Here is a 22,853-nt window from a genome sequence, read left to right on the forward strand (position 1 = left end):
CTTCGCGGGCACGCCCGCTCCCACAGGTAATAGCTCTATCCCCCTGTGGGAGCGGGCGTGCCCGCGAAGGGCCGCATAGCGGCCCCATCTGTCACGCAACCTCAGCCGTGGTCTCGAAGTCGAACACCAGCTCGCCATCGCGCAGGTCGACGTGCACCACGCCACCATGCTCGGCCAGTTCGCCAAACAGGATCTCCTCGGCCAGCGGCCGCTTGATCTTGTCCTGGATCAGCCGCGCCATCGGCCGCGCACCCATCTGCACGTCATAGCCCGAGGCCGCCAGCCAACCGCGCGCATCATCGCTGACCTCCAGCAGCACACGCTTGTCTTCCAGCTGCGCCTGCAGTTCGATAAGGAACTTGTCGACGATGCTCTTGATCGTCTCGTGGCTCAGGCGGCCGAACTGGATGATGGTGTCCAGGCGGTTGCGGAACTCCGGCGTGAAGCTCTTGCGGATGACTTCCATGGCATCGGACGCATGGTCCTGATGGGTAAAGCCGATCGAGGCCCGCGCGGCGGTTTCAGCGCCAGCGTTGGTGGTCATGATCAGGATCACGTTGCGGAAGTCGGCCTTGCGCCCGTTGTTGTCGGTCAGGGTGCCGTGGTCCATCACCTGCAGCAGCAGGTTGAAGACTTCCGGGTGGGCCTTCTCGATTTCGTCGAGCAGCAATACGCAGTGCGGTTGCTTGGTGATCGCCTCGGTCAGCAAACCACCCTGATCGAAGCCAACATAGCCAGGAGGCGCACCGATCAGGCGCGACACGGTGTGGCGCTCCATATACTCGGACATGTCGAAGCGCACCAGCTCAACCCCCAGCGCCTTGGCCAGCTGCCGTGCTGCTTCGGTCTTGCCGACGCCGGTCGGGCCGGCGAACAGGAACGAACCGACAGGCTTGTCCGGCGACTTGAGGCCGGCGCGGGACAGCTTGATAGCGGTGGCCAGCGAATCGATCGCCTGGTCCTGACCAAATACGGTCAACTTCAGGTCACGCTCGAGGTTGCGCAGCAGTTCCTTGTCGGAACTGGTGACGTGCTTCGGCGGAATGCGCGCAATCTTGGCGACGATGTCTTCGACCTGCGGCACGTCGATGCGCTTGACGCGGTTGGCCTCCGGCTGCAGGCGCTGGTAGGCACCGGCTTCGTCGATCACGTCGATGGCCTTGTCCGGCATGTGCCGGTCATTGATGTAGCGCGAGGCCAGTTCAGCGGCGGCGCGCAAGGCTTCGTCGCTGTACTCGATGTTGTGGTGGCTTTCGAAGCGCCCTTTCAGGCCACGCAGGATGCCCACGGTGTCTTCGACCGACGGCTCGCTGACATCAACCTTCTGGAAGCGCCGTGCCAGGGCACGGTCCTTCTCGAAGATGCCACGGAACTCCTGGAAGGTGGTCGAACCGATGCAACGGATTTCACCCGACGACAGCAGTGGCTTGAGCAAGTTGGACGCATCCATCACCCCGCCCGACGCCGCGCCAGCACCAATGATGGTGTGGATTTCATCGATGAACAGGATCGCCTGTGGGCGTTTGCGCAGCTCGCCGAGCAGCGCCTTGAAACGCTTCTCGAAATCGCCACGGTATTTGGTACCAGCCAGCAGTGCGCCGAGATCGAGGGAATACACCACGCTCTGCGCCAGCAGGTCGGGCACCTGGCCATCGACGATGCGCTTGGCCAGGCCTTCGGCGATGGCGGTCTTGCCCACGCCTGCCTCACCCACCAGCAGCGGGTTGTTCTTGCGCCGACGGGCAAGGATTTGCGCCACGCGCTCCACTTCCTGCTCGCGGCCTACCAGCGGGTCGATACGGCCGGCACGGGCCAGCTCGTTCAGGTTGCTGGCATAGGCATCCAGCGGGTTGCTCGAAGAGGCGGTATCGCCGCCCTCTTCGTCCTGCATTTCCTGGTCGCTTTCGGAATGCGAACCATGGCCCGGCACCTTGGAGATGCCATGGGCGATGTAGTTGACCACGTCGATGCGGGCCACGCTCTGCTGCTTGAGCAGGAACACGGCCTGGCTTTCCTGTTCGCTGAAGATCGCAACCAGCACGTTGGCGCCAGTGACTTCACGCTTGCCGGAGCTTTGCACGTGGAACACGGCACGCTGCAGTACACGCTGGAAGCCCAGGGTCGGCTGGGTTTCACGATCTTCGTCGTTGACCGGAATCAGGGGTGTGGTGGAATCGATGAACTCTTGCAGGTCGTGCTTGAGTTTGTCGAGATTGGCGCCACAGGCGCGCAGAACGGTCGCGGCAGCCTCATTGTCAAGGAGTGCCAGCAGCAGATGTTCGACGGTCATGAACTCATGACGCTTCGAACGAGCCTCCTTGAAGGCAAGATTGAGGGTGACTTCGAGCTCGCGGTTTAACATAGCTTCACCTCATACCCAAGTGGTCGGCGATTAACCGTCCTTCTCGATTTCACAGAGTAGCGGATGCTGGCTTTCCCTGGCGTATTGGTTGACCTGCATAGCCTTTGTTTCGGCGATGTCACGGGTAAACAATCCGCACACTGCCCGCCCTTCGGTATGGACGGTCAGCATGATCTTGGTCGCCAGCTCGCGGTTCAGATTGAAGAACGTCTCGAGCACTTCGACGACGAAATCCATCGGCGTGTAGTCATCGTTGAACAAAACCACCTTGTACATAGGTGGCGCCTGCAGGATCGGCTTGGCTTCCTGAACTGCAAGACCTGAGCCGTCGTCCTCATTCGATTGCGGGCGATCCTGATTGAATGTTAGTCGAATCTCACTAGGTGCATGCATGGAAAGAATTTCATCATGAGCGACAGGTTAAGGTTGTGGGTTGACTGCGAAGGGCACGGCCAGCGCAGGCGCCGGGCGACCTTGACTATCGGCAAAACGGTGTTACAACCAATAAGAACCCACCGTGGTCGATAAAGATCCGCGCAGTCAACCAGATTTTTCGCATGGTTCGTATGCGGATGAGTGGATGATACTCCAGTGATGGAGTCCTTTGCAGAGGGACATAGGGATGGCAAGCGGTAAAGTCAAGTGGTTCAACAATGCCAAGGGCTACGGATTCATCAATGAAGAGGGCAAGGATGAAGACTTGTTCGCTCATTACTCAGCCATCCAGATGGACGGATACAAGACGCTCAAGGCCGGCCAGGCCGTGAGTTTCGAGATTATCCAAGGCCCCAAAGGCCTGCACGCAGTCAAGATCTGCAGCGCTTCCACTGCCGCGCCTGCGCCGACCAGCGCACGGCCAGCCGGCAGCACTGCCGACGCCTGATCTGCTGAGCCGCCTGCCGGTATACGAACAAAGCCGGCCGCTTCTTTAATGGAAGCGGCCGGTTTTCCATTGCCCTACATATGCTTGATCATTTCATCGCCAAAGCCTGAACTGCTCACCAGTGTGGCGCCGTCCATCAGGCGCTCGAAGTCATAGGTCACGGTCTTGGCGGCAATCGCGCCGTTGGTACCCTTGATGATCAGGTCTGCCGCCTCGGTCCAACCCATGTGCCGCAGCATCATCTCCGCCGACAGGATCACCGAACCCGGGTTGACCTTGTCCTGCCCGGCATACTTGGGCGCGGTGCCGTGGGTGGCCTCGAACATGGCCACGGTGTCGGACAGGTTGGCACCCGGCGCAATGCCGATACCACCCACTTCCGCCGCCAGGGCATCGGACAGGTAGTCACCGTTGAGGTTGAGGGTGGCGATCACGTCGTACTCGGCCGGGCGCAGCAGGATCTGCTGCAGCATGGCGTCGGCGATGGCGTCCTTGACGATGACCTCGCGCCCACTCTTGGGGTTCTTGAACTTCATCCACGGGCCACCATCGAGCAACTCGGCCCCGAACTCGTCGCGCGCCACTTCATAACCCCAGTCCTTGAAGGCACCCTCGGTGAACTTCATGATGTTGCCCTTGTGCACCAGGGTCAGCGACTCGCGGTCGTTATCCACCACGTACTGCAGGGCCTTGCGCACCAAGCGCTTGGTGCCCTCGCGAGACACCGGCTTGACGCCAATGCCACAGTCCTGGTCGAAGCGGATCTTGGTAACGCCCATTTCCTCCTTGAGGAACTTGATCACCTTGTTCGCCTCGGGCGAACCGGCCTTCCACTCGATGCCGGCATAGATATCCTCGGAGTTCTCGCGGAAGATCACCATGTCCACATCGCCGGGTTTTTTCACCGGGCTGGGCACGCCCTGGAACCACAGCACCGGGCGCAGGCACACGTACAGGTCCAGTTGCTGGCGCAAGGCCACGTTGAGCGACCGGATGCCACCGCCCACCGGGGTGGTCAGCGGCCCTTTGATCGACACCACGTAATCACGTACGGCATCGAGGGTTTCCTGGGGGAGCCAGGTGTCCTGGTCGTACACCTGGGTGGCTTTCTCGCCGGCGTACACTTCCATCCAGGCGATCTTGCGTTTGCCGCCGTAGGCCTTCTGCACGGCGGCGTCGACCACCTTGATCATTACCGGCGAGACATCGACGCCAATCCCGTCGCCCTCGATATAAGGAATGATCGGGTTGTCAGGAACGTTGAGCGAATGGTCGGCATTGACGGTGATCTTGGTGCCGTCGGTCGGAACCTTGATTTTCTGGTATCCCATGCTTGCACTACTCCGCTGTCGGGTGTGATTGGACATCATGCGATCCACTGAGCCTAAACCACATCTGCCGACCTGCAAGGCATGCGACAACCCGCCACATTGCCGCTTAGTCTTTGGTCTTATAAATGGGCCGATATCACTTGGCCTTGCTGATTAGCCCGAATGGTTTGGTATACTCCGCCGCGACCGAAGGGTCATCGGGGCGATCCCTTGGAAAAATGCGGACCGCCCTTGGCCATGAATGGACACAAAGCCTGGCCATAAAGCCTGGGTTGTTACCGCAGCTCAGCACTTGACGCTCGACTGATGCATCCACCATCACCGCTCGCAGCCTCTCGACTTTCCGCTCATGGCGCTGCCAGGGCGATGCGCCTACCCTGCGCACCACGAGACTCGAGCACGCTCAGCACACAGAGAGTTAACCCGCATGCCCACCCGTTCCAAGATCATCTATACCTTCACCGACGAAGCCCCCGCCCTCGCCACTTACTCGCTGCTGCCAATCATCGAAGCCTTCACCGCTTCGGCTGACATCGCCGTCGAAACCCGCGACATCTCCCTGGCTGGCCGCATCCTCGCCGCCTTCCCGGAGCAACTGGGCGCAGAGAAGCAAGTAGGCGATCACCTGGCGGAACTGGGCCAGCTGGCTACCACCCCGGAAGCCAACATCATCAAGCTGCCGAACATCAGCGCCTCGGTACCGCAGCTGAAAGCCGCGATCAAGGAACTGCAAGGCAAGGGCTTCAACATCCCTGACTACGCCGACGAGCCGGCCACCGCGGAAGAGAAAGAATCCCGCGCCCGCTACGACCGCATCAAAGGTTCCGCCGTGAACCCGGTCCTGCGCGAAGGCAACTCCGACCGCCGCGCGCCGCTGTCGGTCAAGAACTACGCCCGCAAGCACCCGCACAAGATGGGCGCCTGGGCTGCCGACTCCAAGTCGCACGTTGCCCACATGACCCAGGGCGACTTCTACGGCAGCGAGAAAGCCGCACTGATCGAAGCTGACGACAGCCTGCGCATCGAGCTGGTCGGCAAAGACGGCAACACCACCGTACTGAAAGAAAAGACTGCGGTAAAAGCTGCCGAAGTCATCGACTGCGCCACCATGAGCCGCAAGGCCCTGAAAGCCTTCATCGCCGAGCAGATCGCCGATGCCAAGGCTTCCGGCGTGCTGCTGTCGGTACACCTGAAAGCCACCATGATGAAGGTCTCCGACCCGATCATGTTCGGCGTCATCGTCGAAGAGTTCTACAACGACGTGCTGGCCAAGCACGCCGCCGCCCTGGCTGAAGTAGGCTTCAACGCCAACAACGGCATCGGCGACCTGTACGCCCGCATCAAGGATCTGCCAGCCGAGAAGCAGGCCGAGATCGAAGCCGACATCCAGGCCCTGTACGCCCAGCGTCCGGCCCTGGCCATGGTCAACTCCGACAAAGGCATCACCAACCTGCACGTGCCGAGCGACGTCATCGTCGACGCCTCGATGCCAGCCATGATCCGTGACTCGGGCAAGATGTGGAACGCCGCCGGCGAACTGCAGGATGCCAAGGCGATCATCCCGGACCGCTGCTACGCCGGCATCTACCAGGCCACCATCGAAGACTGCAAGGCCAACGGCGCCTTCGACCCGACCACCATGGGCAGCGTACCGAACGTCGGCCTGATGGCACAGAAGGCCGAAGAATACGGCTCCCACGACAAGACCTTCCAGATCAAGGCCGACGGTGTCGTGCGCGTGGTCGACAGCAAAGGCCAGGTCGTTCTCGAGCAGAACGTCGAAGCCGGCGACATCTTCCGCATGTGCCAGGTCAAGGACGCGCCGATCCAGGACTGGGTCAAGCTGGCCGTCAACCGTGCCCGCCTGAGCAACACCCCTGCAGTGTTCTGGCTGGACCCGGCCCGCGCCCACGACGGCGTGATGATCGAGAAGGTGCAGAAGTACCTGAAGGATCACGACACCACCGGCCTGGACATCCGCATCCTGGCACCGGTCGACGCCATCAAGTTCTCCCTGGCCCGCATCCGCGAAGGCAAGGACACCATCTCGGTGACCGGCAACGTGCTGCGTGACTACCTGACCGACCTGTTCCCGATCATGGAACTGGGCACCAGCGCCAAGATGCTGTCGATCGTGCCACTGATGAACGGCGGTGGCCTGTTCGAAACCGGCGCCGGCGGTTCGGCACCGAAGCACGTGCAGCAGCTGGTGGAAGAGAACTTCCTGCGTTGGGACTCGCTGGGTGAATTCCTGGCCCTGGCCGCTTCCCTGGAGCACCTGGGCAACACCTACGACAACCCGCGCGCCAAAGTGCTGGCCAATACCCTGGACCAGGCCACCGGCAAGTTCCTCGACACCAACAAGTCGCCTTCGCGCAAAGTTGGCGGTATCGACAACCGCGGCAGCCACTTCTACCTGACCCTGTACTGGGCCCAGGCCCTGGCTGCGCAGAACGACGACGCTGCCCTGCAGGCACGCTTCGCACCACTGGCCAAGACCCTGACCGAGAACGAGGAGACCATCGTCGCCGAGCTCAACGCCGTCCAGGGCAAGCCGGCCGACATCGGTGGCTACTACGCTCCGGATGCCGAGCTAACCGCCAAGGTGATGCGCCCAAGCCAGACCCTGAACAGCGCCATTGCCGCCCTGTAAGGTTCGCTTGAAGTAACAGCACAAACCCCGGCCACGCACCGGGGTTTGTGCTTTCTGGGAAATGGGGTTGCTCTGCAACCCATCGCCGGCAAGCCAGCTCCCACAGGTATTGTGAATGCCTCAAGCTTGCACTGCACCTGTGGGAGCTGGCTTGCCGGCGATTGGCCGAAAAACGGGCCCACCAAGCTGCAGGGAAGTACGACATACAAATGACCTGGCAACCCCACATCACCGTCGCCACCATCGTCGAACACGAAGGCAAGTTCCTTTTCGTCGAAGAGTTCAAAGCCAACCAGCACGTCTTCAACCAGCCCGCCGGCCACCTCGAACCCAACGAGACCCTGCCCCAGGCCGCCCTGCGCGAAACCCTCGAAGAAACCGCCTGGGAAGTCGAGCTCACCGGCGTGGTCGGCATCTACCTGTACACCGCCCCAAGCAACGGCGTGACCTACCAGCGCGTCTGCTTCGCCGCCCGCCCCGTGCGCCATCACGCCGACCTGGCATTGGACAGCGACATCGTCCGCGCCGTGTGGCTGACCCGCGACGAACTGCTGGCCGACCCCGCCCGCTGGCGCAGCGAACTGGTGCCACGCTGCCTCGACGATTACCTCAAAGGCCCCTTGCACAGCCTCGACCTGCTGCGCGACTGACGCGCCGCCGCAGGTTTGATAGAATCGGCGTTTTTCCCCCTTGATACACACCGGTAACCATGACCAGCCCAGCACTCAAAGACCCCGCCAAGACCCGCGTTATCGTCGGCATGTCCGGCGGCGTGGACTCTTCCGTCTCCGCCCTTCTGCTCATGGAGCAGGGCTACCAGGTGGAAGGGCTGTTCATGAAGAACTGGGAAGAAGACGACGGCACCGAATACTGCACCGCCCGTGAAGACCTGGCCGACGCCCAGGCCGTGTGCGACCGCATCGGCATCAAGCTGCACACCGCCAACTTCGCCGCCGAATACTGGGACAACGTGTTCGAGCACTTCCTCGAAGAGTACAAGGCCGGCCGCACGCCCAACCCGGACATCCTCTGCAACCGCGAAATCAAGTTCAAGGCGTTCCTCGACTACGCCCTGTCGCTGGGTGCCGACCTGATCGCCACCGGCCACTACGTGCGCCGCCGCGACACCGGCGAGCTCACCGAACTGCTCAAGGGCCTGGACCCGAACAAGGACCAGAGCTACTTCCTGCACGCCGTCGGCGGCAAGGAAATCGCCCGCACCCTGTTCCCGGTTGGCGAGCTGGAAAAGCCCGAAGTACGTGCCATTGCCGAAAAGCACGGCCTGGCCACCGCCAAGAAGAAGGATTCCACCGGCATCTGCTTCATCGGCGAGCGTCGCTTCAGCGACTTCCTCAAGCAATACCTGCCGGCCCAGCCGGGCAACATCGAGACCACAGAAGGTCAAGTGATCGGCCGTCACCACGGCCTGATGTACCACACCATCGGCCAACGCCAGGGTCTGGGTATTGGCGGCCTGAAGGACGCCGGTGACGAGCCGTGGTACGTGCTGCACAAGGACCTGACCCGCAACGTGCTGGTGGTCGGCCAGGGCAATGAACACCCGTGGTTGTTCTCCCGCGCCCTGCTCGCTTCGGAAATTTTCTGGGTCAACCCGGTCGACCTCGGCAGCCCGCGCCAGCTCACCGCCAAGGTGCGCTACCGCCAGAGCGACCAGCAGTGCACCCTGGAACTGACCGAAAGCGGTTACCGCGCAGTGTTCGACGAACCGCAACGCGCCGTTACCCCGGGCCAGTCGGTGGTGTTCTACGACGGCGAAGTGTGCCTGGGCGGCGGCGTGATCGAAGCCGCCGAGCCATGGAGCCCGCGCGCATGAGCAACCTGCAGGAGCAGCTGATTGCGTTGGGCGGTGTGTTCCAGGCCGCTGTACTGGTCGACCGCATCGCCCGCACCGGCCAGGCCAGCGAGGCCAACATCGGCTGCATGCTCGGCAGCCTGCTGGTCCGCGACCCCAAGGACACCCTGGAGGTGTTCGGCGGTGACGACCTGAACCTGCGCGACGGCTATCGCGCGCTGGTCGGCGCGCTGGAGCGCGACCCCAGCAGCCTGCAGCGCGAGCCGCTGCGCTACGCCCTGTCGATGCTGGGCCTGGAGCGCCAGCTGAACAAGCGCGGCGACCTGCTCGACACCATCGGCAACCGCCTGCCGCAAATCCAGTCCCAGGCCGAGCATTTTGGCCTGGTTCATGAAAACGTCATCGCTTCCAGCGGAGCCTTGTACCAGGACACCCTGAGCACCTTGCGCCAGCGCATCCAGGTGCATGGCGACATGCGCTTCCTGCAGCAGGCCAGCAATGCCTCGAAGATCCGCGCCCTGTTGCTGGCCGGCATCCGCGCCGCACGCCTGTGGCGCCAGCTGGGCGGGCACCGCTGGCAGCTGGTATTCAGCCGGCGCAAGCTGTTGAACGAACTGTACGACATGATGCGCAGCCCCTCCTGACAGGGGTTTGACAGTTCCGGCCTCATCGCCGGCCAGCCAGCTCCCACAGGATATGCACTGTGCTCAAGACCGGTGCAGTACCTGTGGGAGCTGGCTTGCCGGCGATAGGGCCAGAACAGGCAATGCACAATGCACAGCTGATTTATGGCCCGACCTTTGGTCAGCCACCCGACTCGGGCGCGAAATTCATGTATGATATGCGCCCTTCCAAAAGCCTGACTGTCCGAGAACACCCCATGCAGCTTTCTTCGCTCACTGCGGTTTCCCCTGTAGACGGCCGTTATGCCGGCAAAACCCAGGCCTTGCGCCCCATTTTCAGCGAATTCGGCCTGATCCGTTTCCGCGCCCTGGTCGAAGTGCGCTGGCTGCAGCGCCTGGCCGCCCACCCGCAGATCGGCGAAGTGCCGGCGTTCTCCGCCGAAGCCAACGCCCTGCTGGACAGCCTGGCCACCGACTTCAAGCTCGAGCACGCCGAACGCGTCAAGGAAATCGAGCGCACCACCAACCACGACGTCAAGGCGATCGAATACCTCCTCAAGGAGCAGGCCGCCAAGCTGCCTGAGCTGGCCAAGGTCAGCGAGTTCATCCACTTCGCCTGCACCAGCGAGGACATCAACAACCTGTCCCACGCCCTGATGCTGCGCGCCGGCCGTGACGAAGTGCTGCTGCCGCTGATGCGCCAGATCGCCGACGCCATCCGCGCCCTGGCCCACGCCCACGCCGACGTGCCGATGCTGTCGCGCACCCACGGCCAGCCGGCTTCGCCGACCACCCTGGGCAAGGAACTGGCCAACGTCGTGTACCGCCTGGAGCGCCAGATCGCCCAGGTTGCCGCCGTACCGCTGCTGGGCAAGATCAACGGTGCCGTTGGCAACTACAACGCCCACCTGTCGGCCTACTCGCAGATCGACTGGGAGCAGAACGCCCGCGCCTTCATCGAAGACGAGCTGGGCCTGCAGTTCAACCCGTACACCACCCAGATCGAGCCGCACGACTACATCGCCGAGCTGTTCGACGCCATCGCCCGCTTCAACACCATCCTGATCGACTTTGATCGCGATGTGTGGGGCTACATCTCGCTGGGCTACTTCAAGCAGAAGACCGTTGCCGGTGAAATCGGCTCGTCGACCATGCCGCACAAGGTCAACCCGATCGACTTCGAAAACTCCGAAGGCAACCTGGGTATCGCCAACGCGCTGTTCCAGCATCTGGCCAGCAAGCTGCCGATCTCGCGCTGGCAGCGTGACCTGACCGACTCCACCGTGCTGCGCAACCTGGGCGTGGGCTTTGCCCACAGCGTCATCGCCTACGAAGCCAGCCTGAAAGGCATCGGCAAGCTGGAAGTCAACGAAGCTCGCATTGCCGCCGATCTGGACGCCTGCTGGGAAGTGCTGGCCGAGCCGATCCAGACCGTGATGCGCCGCTTCAACATCGAAAACCCCTACGAGAAGCTCAAGGAGCTGACCCGTGGCAAGGGCATCACCCCGGAAGCGCTGCTGACCTTCATCGACGGACTGGACATGCCAGCCGAAGCCAAGGCCGAGCTCAAGCAGCTGACCCCTGCTACCTACATCGGCAACGCGGCAGCACAGGCCAAACGCATCTAAGCTGACCGTCGCGTTCAACGCCCGGCCTGGCCGGGCGTTTTTATTCCCGGACGAAAATTACATTTTTTCAATAGGTTGAACATGAATCCTGATACTCCACTGCAGCTGCTCGGCGGCATCTCGGCCCGCGAATTCATGCGCGACTACTGGCAGAAGAAGCCGCTGCTGGTGCGCCAGGCATTCCCGGACTTCATCAGCCCGATCGACCCCGACGAGCTGGCCGGCCTGGCCCTGGAAGAGGAAGTAGAGTCGCGTATCGTGCTCGAGCACGGCGCGCACCCGTGGGAGCTGCGCCGCGGCCCGTTCACCGAAGACACCTTCGCCGAGCTGCCGGAAAAGGACTGGACCCTGCTGGTGCAGGCCGTGGACCAGTTCGTCCCGGAAGTAGCCGAACTGCTGGAAAACTTCCGCTTCCTGCCCAGCTGGCGCATCGATGACGTGATGATCAGCTTCGCCGCCCCTGGTGGCAGCGTCGGCCCGCACTTTGACAACTACGACGTTTTCCTGCTGCAGGGCCACGGCCAGCGCAACTGGAAAATCGGCCAGATGTGCAGCAGCGACAGCTCGCTGCTGGAGCACGCCGACCTGCGCATCCTCGCCGACTTCGAGCAGAGCGATGAGTGGACCCTGGAGCCGGGCGACATGCTTTACCTGCCACCACGCCTGGCCCACTACGGCGTGGCCGTGGACGACTGCCTGACCTACTCGGTAGGCTTCCGCGCGCCAAGCGCCGCCGAAGTGCTGACCCACTTCACCGATTTCCTCGGCCAGTTCCTGCCCGACGAAGAACGCTACAGCGACGCCGATGCCCAGCCGGTCAGCGACCCGCACCAGATCCAGCACGATGCCCTCGACCGCCTCAAGGCGCTGCTCGACAAGCACATGGGCGACAAGGACCTGCTGCTGACCTGGTTCGGCCAGTTCATGACCGAGCCGCGCTACCCCGAGCAGATCGTCGGTGAAGAGCTGTCCGAGGAAGAACTGATCGATGCCCTGGAACAAGGCGCCATCCTGATCCGCAACCCGAGCGCGCGTCTGGCCTGGTCGGAGTTCGAAGAAGACCTGCTTCTGTTCGCCAGCGGCCGCAGCTGCCCGCTACCGGGCAAACTGCGCGAGCTGCTGAAGCTGGTTTGCGCGGCTGACGCCCTGCACATCGACAACCTGGGCGAATGGCTGCAGGATGAAGATGGCCTTATGCTGGTACAGCAGCTGGTCAAACAAGGAAGCCTGGGATTCGCCAATGAATAAGATTCGTGTGCGCCTCGCCGACTGGCACAAGGACAACGCCGACATCCGCCGCATCCGCGAAGCGGTGTTCATTGCCGAACAGCACGTGCCGCCGGAGCTGGAGTGGGACTCGGACGACCCGACCGCCGCGCACTTCCTGGCCCTGGAAGGCGACTACCCGATCGGCACCGCGCGCCTGCTGCCTGACGGCACCATTGGCCGGGTCTCGGTGCTGAAGGACTGGCGCGGGCTGAAGGTGGGTGACGCGCTGATGAACGCGGTGATTGTCGAAGCACAGAACCGCGACCTGAAGCAGCAGATGCTCAGCGCCCAGGTGCACGCCACGCCGTTCTACGAGCGGCTAGGCTTTCGCGTAGTCAGCGAAGAGTTCCTCGAAGCCGGCATCCCGCACGTGGACATGGTGCGCGACTCGCGCGCCTGATCCCTGTACCGGCCTCTTCGCGGGTTTGCCCGCTCCCACAAGGACCCCACAGATATTGAATGCTGTGCAGTACCTGTGGGAGCGGGCAAGCCCGCGAAGAGGCCGGCACAGCAAAATACATCTTCCCTGACAAAAACCTGTACATCCATCCAGATAAAACTTGCCTCCGCGCCCTTGCTTGCGCATCCTATCGCCCATCACCCCCGATGAAGCGTCCCCGGCCATGCGCCTGTTCCTCTGCGAAAAACCCTCCCAGGCAAAAGACATCGCCAAAGTGCTCGGCGCCAACCGCAAGGGCGATGGCTGCTGGCAAGGCACCGACGTCTGCGTGACCTGGTGCATCGGCCACCTGCTGGAAACCGCCCCGCCCGACAGCTACGACGAACGCTACAAGCGCTGGAACCTGGCCGACCTGCCGATCATCCCGGAAAAGTGGAAGATGCTGGTCAAGCCCAAGACCGCCAGCCAGTTCAAGGCGGTCAAGCGCCTGCTCGGCGAAGCGCGCGAACTGGTGATCGCCACCGACGCCGACCGCGAAGGCGAAATGATCGCCCGCGAACTGGTCGAGCATTGCCGCTACCGCGGCCCGGTGCAGCGCCTGTGGCTGTCGGCACTGGACGACGCGTCCATTCGCAAGGCCCTGGCGCGGCTGCTGCCGGGCCACGAAACCTTCAACCTGTACCACTCGGCGCTGGGCCGTTCGCGCGCAGACTGGCTGATCGGCATGAACATGAGCCGGCTGTTCACCCTGCTGGGCCGCCAGTCGGGCTATCAGGGCGTGCTGCCGGTGGGCCGGGTGCAAACGCCCACCCTGCGCCTGGTGGTCGACCGCGACCGCAGCATCGCCGACTTTGTGCCGGTACCGTTCTGGGCCATCGACGTGCAGCTCGAACACGCAGGCTTTGGCTTCAACGCCCAGTGGCGCGCCCCCGATGACGCATGCGACGACCAGGGCCGCTGCCTGAACCAGGCCCTGGCGCAGCAGGCTGCCGCCGACATCGGCAATGCGGGTACTGCCCGGGCCGTGAAGGTGACCACCGAACGCGTGCGTGAAGCAGCACCCCTGCCCTTCGACCTTGGCACCCTGCAGGAGCTGTGCTCGAAAAAGTTCGGCCTCGGCGCCCAGGAAACCCTCGACATCGCCCAGGCCCTGTACGAAACCCACAAGCTGATCACCTACCCGCGCAGCGACTGCGGCTACCTGCCGCAAAGCCAGCACGCCGAAGCGCCAGCCATACTCGCCGCCCTGCAACGTTCCGATGCCAGCCTGGCGCCGCTGCAGCCCTACCTGGAGCCGCAACGCCGCTCACGGGCGTGGAACGACGCCAAGGTCAGCGCCCACCACGGCATCATCCCCACCGCCGCCACCAGCGACCCGTCGCGCCTGCCGGCCAAGCACAAGGCGGTGTACACCCTGATCCGCGCCCGCTACCTGGCGCAGTTCCTGCCCAACCACGAGTACGACCGCACCCAGGCCGACTTCGACTGCGCCGGCCATGCCCTGCGTGCCGTAGGCAAGCAGATCGTCGAACCAGGCTGGCGCCGTGCGCTGCCCGAGGCGCTGACTCCGGCCAAGGGCCGCGAGGCACCACCGGCCCAGGTGCTGCCGGCGCTGCGCGAAGGCCAGGACTGCATGGTGCAGGGCCTGCAATTGAAAGACCTGTGGACCCAGCCGCCCAAGCCGTTTACCGAAGGCGACCTGATCAAGGCAATGAAGAACGTGGCCAAGCTGGTGGACGACCCGCGGTTGAAGCAGAAGCTGAAGGAAACCACCGGTATCGGCACCGAAGCCACCCGCGCCAGCATCATCCAGGGCCTGCTTGACCGCGGCTACCTGGTGAAGAACGGCAAGGCGCTGTCCGCCACCCCTGCGGCCTTCAGCCTGATCGACGCCGTACCTCGCGCCATTGCCGACCCTGGTACCACAGCTATCTGGGAGCAGGCGCTGGACATGGTGCAGAGTGGCGAGATGACGCTGGAAGAGTTCGTCGCCCGGCAGTCGGCATGGATGGGCAAGCTGGTCGAACGGTGCAGCGGCATGCGCATGACCATCAGCGGGCCGGCAGCCGGGGCTGCGCCGCCGTGGAAGAAGAAGCGTAGAGGGAGTGGGAAGAGTAAAGCGGCTGGAAGCAAGGCTGCCAGCAAGCCGCGGCAGCCCAAGAGAAAAGCTTCAACCTGAGGCTTTTGCACTGTCATTACGGCCCTATCGCCGGCAAGCCAGCTCCCACAGGTACCACACAGCTTTCAAAACCTGTGCAGGACTTGTGGGAGCTGGCTTGCCGGCGATAGTGCCAGGCCAGGAATACAGAGAATTCAGACAAACCACAAAACCTGACCAACATACTGGCGTCATGAATTTTTAATGCTAAATTTTCATGAAAATAATCAAAACAAATTTCATGAGACCCCTGCATGTTCAAACAATCCGCCCAGCACGTCGCCAGCTACTACGCCCAGACCTACCCCGCCAGCATTCCCCTGCACCCTACCCTGCAAGGCAGCCACGACACCGAAGTCCTGATCATTGGCGCCGGCTTCAGCGGCCTGCACACCGCCTTGCGCCTGACCCAGGCCGGCAAGCGTGTAACGCTGCTGGAAGCCAGCCGCGTGGCCTGGGCCGCGTCCGGCCGCAACGGCGGCCAGGCACTGCTCGGCTGGTCGTGCGACATGCCGCCGCTGGAAAAGGCCTTGGGCACCGAACGCACCCAACGCCTGTGGGCCAGCATGTGCTGGGCCGCCGATGAAATGCGCGAACTGCCCGAGCGCCATGGCTTCGACATCGACTACCGGCTGGGCAGCCTGTGGACCGCCGTGCTGCCGCGCCGGGTGAAGATGTTGGAAGAAGCCCTGCACGAGGCCGAACACAAATGGGGCTACGACGCCCTGCGCCTGATCGGCCGCGACGAGCTGCCGCAATGGATCGACAGCCCGCGCTACCAGGCCGCGCTATACGACGCCAAAGGCGCCCACCTCAACCCGCTCAAGCTGGCTCAGGGGCTGGCCAGCACCATCGAGGCGGCTGGCGGGCGGATCTACGAACAGAGCCAGGTGCTCAACTACCAGAAAGCTGGCGACGGCTATGTGGCCCGTACCGACCGCGGCGAAGTACGCTGCCAAGTGCTGGTGCTGGCCTGCAACGCCTACATCGACCGCCTCGACCGCAACCTGTCGCGCCGCCTATTGCCGGTTGGCTCCTATCAGGTAGCCACCGCACCGCTGGATGCCGACTTCGCCCAGTCGCTACTGCCGCGCAACAGTTGCGTGATCGACAACCAGTTCGTGCCCGACTATTTCCGCCTCACCCCGGACCATCGCCTGCTGTTCGGCGGCGGCTGCACCTACCTGGGCGGTATTCCCAAAGATGTCGCCAGCGCTACCCGCCCCTACCTGGAGCGGGTGTTCCCGCAGCTGGCCGGGGTGGCCATCGACTATGCCTGGGGCGGCCATATCGACTGCAGCATCCAGCGCACCCCGGATGTCGGTCGCGAGGGCCAGCGCTACTGGCTGCAGGGGTTCTCGGGCCATGGCGTGCTACCTACACTGGCGGCGGCGCGGGCGGTAAGCGATGCCATTCTTGGCGACGACGACCTGCTGGCGCTGTACCAAGGCATCGACAACGGCCGCTTCCCCGGCGGCGACCTGCTGGCAGCACCGCTGGAAGCCGCGGCCAAGGCCTGGTACCGGATGCGCGACCGCGTCTGATTAGTTGACACAACTCCCCTGTGGGAGCGGGCATGCCCGCGAAACAGGCGTCGCGATGGATGGCACCGGCTTCGCCGGTGTTCGCGGGCTCGCCCGCTCCCACAGGGGATGTGCAAATCCGCACCCATAATCTCCAGTGCCAAGCCAAATCCCTCCTATTCTCAATAGCTCCCTTCGCTTCCTGCACACAGGAGACCCGACCATGAGCTATGTAACCACGAAGGACGGCGTACAGATCTTCTACAAGGACTGGGGCCCGCGTGACGCGCCGGTCATCCACTTCCACCACGGCTGGCCGCTCAGCGCCGACGACTGGGATGCCCAGCTGTTGTACTTCCTCGCCCATGGTTACCGCGTGGTCGCCCACGACCGTCGCGGCCATGGCCGCTCCAGCCAGGTATGGGACGGCCACGACATGGACCACTACGCCGATGATGTGGCGGCGGTCGTCGCTCACCTGGGCATCCAGGGCGCCGTGCATGTCGGCCACTCGACCGGTGGCGGTGAAGTGGTGCGCTACATGGCCCGGCACCCTGAAGACAAGGTGGCCAAGGCCGTGCTGATCGCCGCCGTACCGCCATTGATGGTACAGGCTCCCGGTAACCCCGGTGGCCTGCCCAAATCGGTGTTCGACGGTTTCCAGGCCCAGGTCGCCAGCAACCGTGCGCAGTTCTACCGCGATGTGCCGGCCGGGCCGTTCTACGGCTACAACCGCCCCGGTGCAGAAGCCAGCGAAGGCATCATCGGCAACTGGTGGCGCCAAGGCATGATTGGCAGCGCCAAGGCCCATTACGATGGCATCGTGGCGTTTTCCCAGACTGACTTCACCGAAGACCTGAAGGGCATCACCCAGCCGGTGCTGGTGATGCACGGCGACGATGACCAGATCGTACCGTATGAAAATTCCGGGGTACTGTCGGCGAAGTTGCTGCCCAACGGCACACTGAAGACCTACAAGGGCTACCCGCACGGCATGCCGACTACCCATGCCGATGTGATCAATGCGGATTTGCTGGCGTTTATCCGTAGCTGATGTGATGGCCTGTACCGGCCCTTTCGCGGGCGCGCCCGCTCCCACAGGTACTGCACAAGTCTTGAAATGTGCAGGTAACCTTGGGAGCAGGCATGCCCGCGAAAGGGCCGGCACTGGCAACACACCTCCCCCCAGGATTACCATGTCACCCTTCTAGTGCGGCCCTTTGCCGCCCCCTGCCTCCCTGCCTGCCAAAACCCCATGCCCTTCGAACTCACCGTAGAACCCCTCACCCTGCTGATCCTGGCCCTGGTCGCCTTCGTCGCCGGTTTCATCGATGCCATCGCCGGCGGTGGCGGCCTGCTCACCACCCCGGCGTTACTCACCGCGGGCATGCCGCCGCACCTGGTACTGGGCACCAACAAGCTCAGCTCTACCTTCGGCTCGGCCACCGCCAGCTTCACCTACTACAGGCGCAAACTGTTCCACCCGGCGCAGTGGCGCCCGGCATTGTTCGCCACTTTGGCCGGCGCTTTGCTCGGTGCAGTGATCGCCCACTACATGCCGGCCGAATGGCTGAACAAAATGCTGCCGGTAATCGTCTTCGCCTGTGGCGTCTATCTGCTGTTCGGTGGCACGCCCAAGGCGCCGCTCGATGCCGATGCACCCATCAAGAAGAAATGGCAAATGCCGCAAGGCTTTACCTTGGGTTTCTATGACGGCGTGGCCGGCCCGGGCACCGGGGCGTTCTGGACGGTCAGCACCCTGCTGCTCTACCCAATCGACCTGGTCCGTGCCAGCGGCGTGGCGCGCAGCATGAACTTCGTCAGCAACATCGCAGCGCTGACGGTGTTCATCATTTCCGGGCAGGTGGATTACATCGTCGGCCTGTGCATGGGCCTGTCGGTGATGGTTGGCGCCTTCTTCGGCGCACGCACGGCGATCAGTGGCGGCAGCAAGTTCATCCGCCCAGTGTTCATCACCGTGGTGCTGGCACTGACCGTGCGTCTAGCGTGGCAGCACTGGTTCGGCCAAGCCTAGGCGGCGCGCAACGTACAGATCGATCAGGTAGCGGGCAATCGACCGCCCGGCCGGTAGCGGCGGCAGGTCGTGAACGCTGAACCACTTGGCGTCCTCGATCTCGTCCGGCTGCATGACGATCTCGCCGCCAGCGTATTCGGCGTGAAAGCCCAGCATCATCGAGTGGGGGAACGGCCAGCACTGGCTGCCGATGTACTGGATGTTCTGCACCTCCACCGCCACTTCTTCACGCACTTCGCGCACCAGGCAGTCCTCGGCCGACTCGCCCGGTTCGGCGAAGCCCGCCAACGTGCTGTACACCCCGGTTACAAAACGTGGCGAACGCGCCAGCAGGATTTCGTCGCCACGGGTCACCAGCACGATCATGCTCGGCGAAATGCGCGGGTAGCTGCGCAGGTCGCAAGGCTGGCAGTACATCGCCCGCTCCCAGCGAATCTGCGTCATTGCCTGGCCGCAGCTGCCGCAGAAGCGGTGCTCGCGGGCCCAGGTGCCGATCTGCGCGGCATAGCCCAGCACTTTGTAGGTGTCGAAATCACCCTCGAGCATGAATGCACGCAGGCCGCGCCAGGCGCAGCCGGGCACCTCGGTAGCGCTGCGCAGCTCCAGCAGGAACACCGGCTGGCCGTCGAAGTGGCCGATGCCGTGCTCGCACAGTACGTCGAGGTCCTGGCGCTTGAGCCAGTCGCGAGGGAACAGCGCGCCGTTGTCGTCCACCAGGAACCCTTCCGGGCTGCGGGCCACGGCCAGCCCCCCGGTAATCTGCGGGTCGAGTACTGCGGTAGTCCAGCGTGCTGACATGTCGGGGGTTCCCTTACTTCGCGTCCCCCGGCCTGATCAGTCGGCGAACGTCGGTTTCTGTTTGCTCATGTGCGCCGCCACCGCCACGCGCAGGTCTTCGGACTGCAGCATCGCGGCGTTCCAGGTGGCGATGTACTCCAGGCCATAATCGATGCGATGGTCACGCATGTAGCTGAGCATTTCCTTGGTGCCGGCCACGGCGATCGGCGATTTTGCGGCAATCTCGCCAGCGATGGCAAAGACCCCATCCATAAGCGCGGCCTGATCATCATAAACCCGGTTGACCAAGCCGATGCGCAGCGCCTCTTCTGCCTCGACATTGCGCCCCGTGTAAGCCAGCTCACGCATCATGCCGTCACCGATGATACGAGGCAAACGTTGCAGTGTGCCGACATCGGCGGCCATGCCCATGTCGATTTCCTTGATCGAGAACTGCGCGTCGCTGCTGCAGTAGCGCATGTCGCAGGCCGAGATCAGATCGATGGCGCCGCCAATGCAGTAACCCTGCACCGCGGCCAGTACCGGCTTGCGGCATTTGTCCACGGCATTGAACGACGCCTGCAGGCGCAGGATGGTGCTGCGCAGGAAGCGTGCATTACGGCCCACGTCCTTGCCCATCTGCCCGGCCAGCGAAGCCAGCATCATCAGGTCGATGCCGGCGGAAAAATGCTTGCCGGCACCGCTAATCACTACCGCTCGCACTGCATCGGTGTCGTCGACCCACTGGAAGATGTCGATGATCTCCTCCCAGAAGGCAGCGTTCATCGCATTGCGCTTGTCCGGGCGGTTGATCTGAACGTGGGCGATGCTGTTGGTCAGTTCGACCTTGAATGCGCTGTACTCGGTCACGGGCGGCACTCCTGCGGATAAAGGGTTCATGGCACGGATGTTAACCCAGCCCGATGACCGCACTTGTGCCAAAAACGGGACTATACGCCTTGCCTAAGAGGCGCTGATCCGGCACCGTGCGCCATCGCCGAATCATAAGGATACAAATTCATGTCGCGCTCCCTGACCGGCGCCCTCGCCCACAGCTTTCTGGGCCAGTCGCCGCTTTGGTACAAGGCAGTCATCTGCCTGTTCCTGGTACTCAATCCGCTGCTGCTGATGGCCGTCGGCCCGGTCGCTGCCGGCTGGGCACTGGTGCTCGAATTCATCTTCACCCTGGGCATGGCCCTGAAGTGCTACCCGCTCATGCCTGGCGGCCTGCTGCTGGTCGAAGCCCTGCTGTTGCAGATGACCACCCCGCAAGCCCTGTACGAAGAGCTGCAGCACAACTTCCCGGTGATCCTGCTGCTGATGTTCATGGTCGCGGGCATCCACTTCATGAAGGAACTGCTGCTGTTCCTGTTCTCGCGCATCCTGCTGGGGGTGCGTTCGAAGGCGATCCTGGCGTTGCTGTTCTGCGTGATGTCGGCATTCCTCTCGGCGTTTCTCGATGCACTGACCGTGACCGCCGTGATCATCAGCGCCGCGGTCGGTTTCTATGCGGTGTACCACCGCGTCGCCTCCGGGGCCAATCCGCGCGAAGACAGTGCTCTGGACAGCGACCAGCAGGTCGCACAGTTGCACCGTGAAGACCTCGACCAGTTCCGCGCATTCCTGCGCAGCCTGCTGATGCATGGTGCGGTGGGCACCGCCCTGGGCGGCGTGTGCACGCTGGTGGGCGAACCACAGAACCTGCTGATCGGCCACGAAATGGGCTGGCACTTTGCCGATTTCTTCCTGAAGGTGGCACCGGTGTCGCTGCCGGTGCTGGGCGCCGGCCTGCTGACCTGCGTGCTGCTGGAGAAGCTGCGCCTGTTCGGCTATGGCAAGCTGATGCCCGAGCCAGTGCGCCAGGTGTTGGCCGCCTATGCCGCCGAGGACGATGCTGCACGCACGACTGCCCAGCGCATCGCTCTGTGGGTGCAAGGGTTCGCTGCACTGATCCTGATCTTCTGCCTGGGGCTGCACGTTGCCGAGGTCGGCCTGATCGGCCTGATGGTGATCGTGCTGATCACGGCATTCACCGGCATTACCGACGAACACCGCCTGGGCCGCGCCTTCCAGGACGCCATGCCGTTCACCGCATTGCTGGTGGTGTTCTTCGCGGTGGTGGCGGTGATTCATCAACAGCAACTGTTCAGCCCGTTGATTGCCTGGGTGCTGGCGCTGCCGGCCGAGCAGCAACCGGGCATGCTGTACCTGGCCAACGGCCTGCTGTCGGCGATCAGCGACAACGTGTTCGTTGCCACCATCTACATCACCGAGGTGAAGCAGGCGTTCCTCAATGGCAACATGAGCCGCGAGCATTTCGAGACGCTGGCGGTGGCGATCAACACCGGCACCAACCTGCCGAGCGTGGCGACGCCGAATGGGCAGGCGGCGTTCCTGTTCCTGTTAACTTCGGCAATCGCGCCGCTGATCCGGCTGTCGTATGGGCGAATGGTGTGGATGGCCTTGCCCTATACCGTAGTGATGGGTGGGCTGGGGTGGTGGGCGGTCACCTACTGGCTGTGATGTAGCTTGTACCGGCCCTATCGCCGGCAAGCCAGCTCCCACAGGTTTTACGCTGCACTCAAGGACTGTGGTGTACCTGTGGGAGCTGGCTTGCCGGCGATAGGGCCAGTGCAGACAAAGCACAAGGCCCTGTCGATTCTGCTGCCTGCCATTCGACTATCCCACGCCCCCAGCCACCCCGGCTGCCAACAGGAGAGTCCCCATGCGCAAACTCATCGTAGCCGCCTTCATCAGCCTCGACGGTGTCATGCAGGCCCCCGGTGGTCCGCAGGAAGACACCAGCGGCGGCTTCACCTACGGCGGCTGGATCGTACCTTACGCCGAGGAAGTCTTCGGCCAAGCCATGCAAGCCCTGTTCAGCCAGCCCTTCGAGTTGCTGCTGGGCCGGCGCACCTACGACATCTTCGCCGGCTACTGGCCAAAGGTAAAAGACAGCTCGGAAGACTTCTCCATCGCCAACCTGTTCAACAGCGTGCCCAAGCACGTGGCCACCCACACCCCCGCAACCCTCGACTGGCACAACAGCCATGCACTGGGCGCAGACATCACCGCAGCGGTCCACGCGCTGAAACAACAGGACGGCGCCAACCTGCTGACCCAGGGCAGCAGCGATCTGGTGCAGCAGCTGCTGGCGGCGGGCCTGGTCGATGAACTGCAACTGCTGATCCACCCGTTGCTGCTCGGCCACGGCAAGCGCCTGTTCGGCGACGATGCGGCAGCGGCGGCCTTCACACTGCAGCATTCGCAGGTTTCGCCCACGGGCGTGCTCATCGCCCGTTACGTGCGTGCAGGTGAAGTGCAGACCGGTTCGTTCTGAAAGGCATAATCCTGTACAACTTTTGCCTCTCGCTCGCATCGAAACCCAAGTAAGCCCC

The 22,853-nt window shown here is 63.1% G+C and carries 19 protein-coding genes; 14 read left to right on the plus strand and 5 right to left on the minus strand.

Going from position 1 to position 22,853, the window contains the following annotated elements; all coding sequences use genetic code 11:
* Positions 1–91: 91 nt before the first annotated feature.
* Positions 92–2,362 carry an ATP-dependent Clp protease ATP-binding subunit ClpA gene (clpA, locus tag ACLCGK_RS15685; RefSeq protein WP_013973289.1) on the minus strand — a complete coding sequence of 757 codons (2,271 nt, stop codon included), beginning with the start codon at positions 2,360–2,362 and terminating at the stop codon, positions 92–94.
* Between the two features lie 30 nt (positions 2,363–2,392).
* Positions 2,393–2,755, minus strand: a complete 363-nt coding sequence (gene clpS, locus ACLCGK_RS15690; protein ID WP_013973290.1) for an ATP-dependent Clp protease adapter ClpS — start codon at positions 2,753–2,755, stop codon at positions 2,393–2,395.
* Positions 2,756–2,984: 229 nt separating this feature from the next.
* Between clpS and cspD the strand changes: the two genes are divergently transcribed.
* On the plus strand, positions 2,985–3,245 hold the full coding sequence (cspD, locus tag ACLCGK_RS15695) for a cold shock domain-containing protein CspD (RefSeq protein WP_013973291.1): 261 nt from the start codon (positions 2,985–2,987) through the stop codon (positions 3,243–3,245).
* 74 nt (positions 3,246–3,319) lie between these two features.
* On the opposite strand, the gene icd is transcribed toward cspD, so the two are convergent.
* Entirely contained in the window at positions 3,320–4,576 is a 1,257-nt protein-coding gene (icd, locus tag ACLCGK_RS15700) for an NADP-dependent isocitrate dehydrogenase (protein ID WP_013973292.1), read from the minus strand.
* Between the two features lie 427 nt (positions 4,577–5,003).
* On the opposite strand from icd, the gene ACLCGK_RS15705 reads away from it, so the two are divergent.
* The 11 genes from ACLCGK_RS15705 (at position 5,004) to ACLCGK_RS15755 (ending at position 18,678) form a co-directional block, all read left to right on the plus strand.
* Positions 5,004–7,229 (plus strand): NADP-dependent isocitrate dehydrogenase, encoded by a 2,226-nt coding sequence (locus tag ACLCGK_RS15705; RefSeq protein WP_013973293.1) that lies wholly within the window; start codon positions 5,004–5,006, stop codon positions 7,227–7,229.
* Between the two features lie 209 nt (positions 7,230–7,438).
* A complete protein-coding gene (locus ACLCGK_RS15710) occupies positions 7,439–7,879 on the plus strand; it encodes an NUDIX hydrolase (protein ID WP_023662388.1) in 441 nt (146 codons plus the stop codon).
* 59 nt (positions 7,880–7,938) lie between these two features.
* Positions 7,939–9,063, plus strand: coding sequence for a tRNA 2-thiouridine(34) synthase MnmA (mnmA, locus tag ACLCGK_RS15715; protein ID WP_410952353.1), 1,125 nt, complete (start codon positions 7,939–7,941; stop codon positions 9,061–9,063).
* Positions 9,060–9,686 (plus strand): high frequency lysogenization protein HflD, encoded by a 627-nt coding sequence (gene hflD / locus ACLCGK_RS15720; protein ID WP_015270973.1) that lies wholly within the window; start codon positions 9,060–9,062, stop codon positions 9,684–9,686. The genes mnmA and hflD overlap by 4 nt, the downstream gene beginning before the upstream one ends.
* A 236-nt stretch (positions 9,687–9,922) precedes the next feature.
* The gene (gene purB, locus ACLCGK_RS15725; protein ID WP_013973297.1) at positions 9,923–11,293 is read left to right on the plus strand and encodes an adenylosuccinate lyase; all 1,371 of its coding nucleotides are present in this window, start codon (positions 9,923–9,925) and stop codon (positions 11,291–11,293) included.
* A gap of 81 nt (positions 11,294–11,374) precedes the next feature.
* The gene (locus ACLCGK_RS15730; RefSeq protein WP_013973298.1) at positions 11,375–12,541 is read left to right on the plus strand and encodes a cupin domain-containing protein; all 1,167 of its coding nucleotides are present in this window, start codon (positions 11,375–11,377) and stop codon (positions 12,539–12,541) included.
* Entirely contained in the window at positions 12,534–12,962 is a 429-nt protein-coding gene (locus tag ACLCGK_RS15735) for a GNAT family N-acetyltransferase (RefSeq protein ID WP_003258855.1), read from the plus strand. Before ACLCGK_RS15730 ends, ACLCGK_RS15735 begins: the two co-directional genes overlap by 8 nt.
* Before the next feature lie 223 nt (positions 12,963–13,185).
* Positions 13,186–15,141 carry a DNA topoisomerase III gene (locus tag ACLCGK_RS15740; protein WP_410952354.1) on the plus strand — a complete coding sequence of 652 codons (1,956 nt, stop codon included), beginning with the start codon at positions 13,186–13,188 and terminating at the stop codon, positions 15,139–15,141.
* Positions 15,142–15,374: 233 nt separating this feature from the next.
* Entirely contained in the window at positions 15,375–16,664 is a 1,290-nt protein-coding gene (locus ACLCGK_RS15745; protein WP_410952355.1) for an NAD(P)/FAD-dependent oxidoreductase, read from the plus strand.
* Positions 16,665–16,866: 202 nt separating this feature from the next.
* Positions 16,867–17,697 (plus strand): alpha/beta fold hydrolase, encoded by an 831-nt coding sequence (locus ACLCGK_RS15750; protein ID WP_410952356.1) that lies wholly within the window; start codon positions 16,867–16,869, stop codon positions 17,695–17,697.
* A 201-nt stretch (positions 17,698–17,898) separates the two neighbouring features.
* On the plus strand, positions 17,899–18,678 hold the full coding sequence (locus tag ACLCGK_RS15755; protein ID WP_410952357.1) for a TSUP family transporter: 780 nt from the start codon (positions 17,899–17,901) through the stop codon (positions 18,676–18,678).
* Here ACLCGK_RS15755 and nudC read toward each other — a convergent pair.
* Together nudC and ACLCGK_RS15765 are read right to left on the minus strand one after the other, a co-directional pair.
* Complete coding sequence (gene nudC / locus ACLCGK_RS15760; RefSeq protein ID WP_410952358.1) at positions 18,646–19,476, minus strand: NAD(+) diphosphatase; 831 nt, start codon at positions 19,474–19,476, stop codon at positions 18,646–18,648. The genes ACLCGK_RS15755 and nudC overlap by 33 nt on opposite strands.
* Before the next feature lie 36 nt (positions 19,477–19,512).
* Positions 19,513–20,325: a crotonase/enoyl-CoA hydratase family protein gene (locus ACLCGK_RS15765; protein ID WP_410952359.1), complete on the minus strand. Its 813-nt coding sequence runs from the start codon at positions 20,323–20,325 to the stop codon at positions 19,513–19,515.
* Positions 20,326–20,475: 150 nt separating this feature from the next.
* Between ACLCGK_RS15765 and nhaB the strand changes: the two genes are divergently transcribed.
* Positions 20,476–21,978 (plus strand): sodium/proton antiporter NhaB, encoded by a 1,503-nt coding sequence (gene nhaB, locus ACLCGK_RS15770; protein WP_410952360.1) that lies wholly within the window; start codon positions 20,476–20,478, stop codon positions 21,976–21,978.
* 202 nt (positions 21,979–22,180) lie between these two features.
* Positions 22,181–22,795 (plus strand): dihydrofolate reductase family protein, encoded by a 615-nt coding sequence (locus ACLCGK_RS15775; protein ID WP_410952361.1) that lies wholly within the window; start codon positions 22,181–22,183, stop codon positions 22,793–22,795.
* Positions 22,796–22,853 lie beyond the last annotated feature (58 nt).

This window comes from Pseudomonas sp. S1(2024), assembly GCF_046557535.1.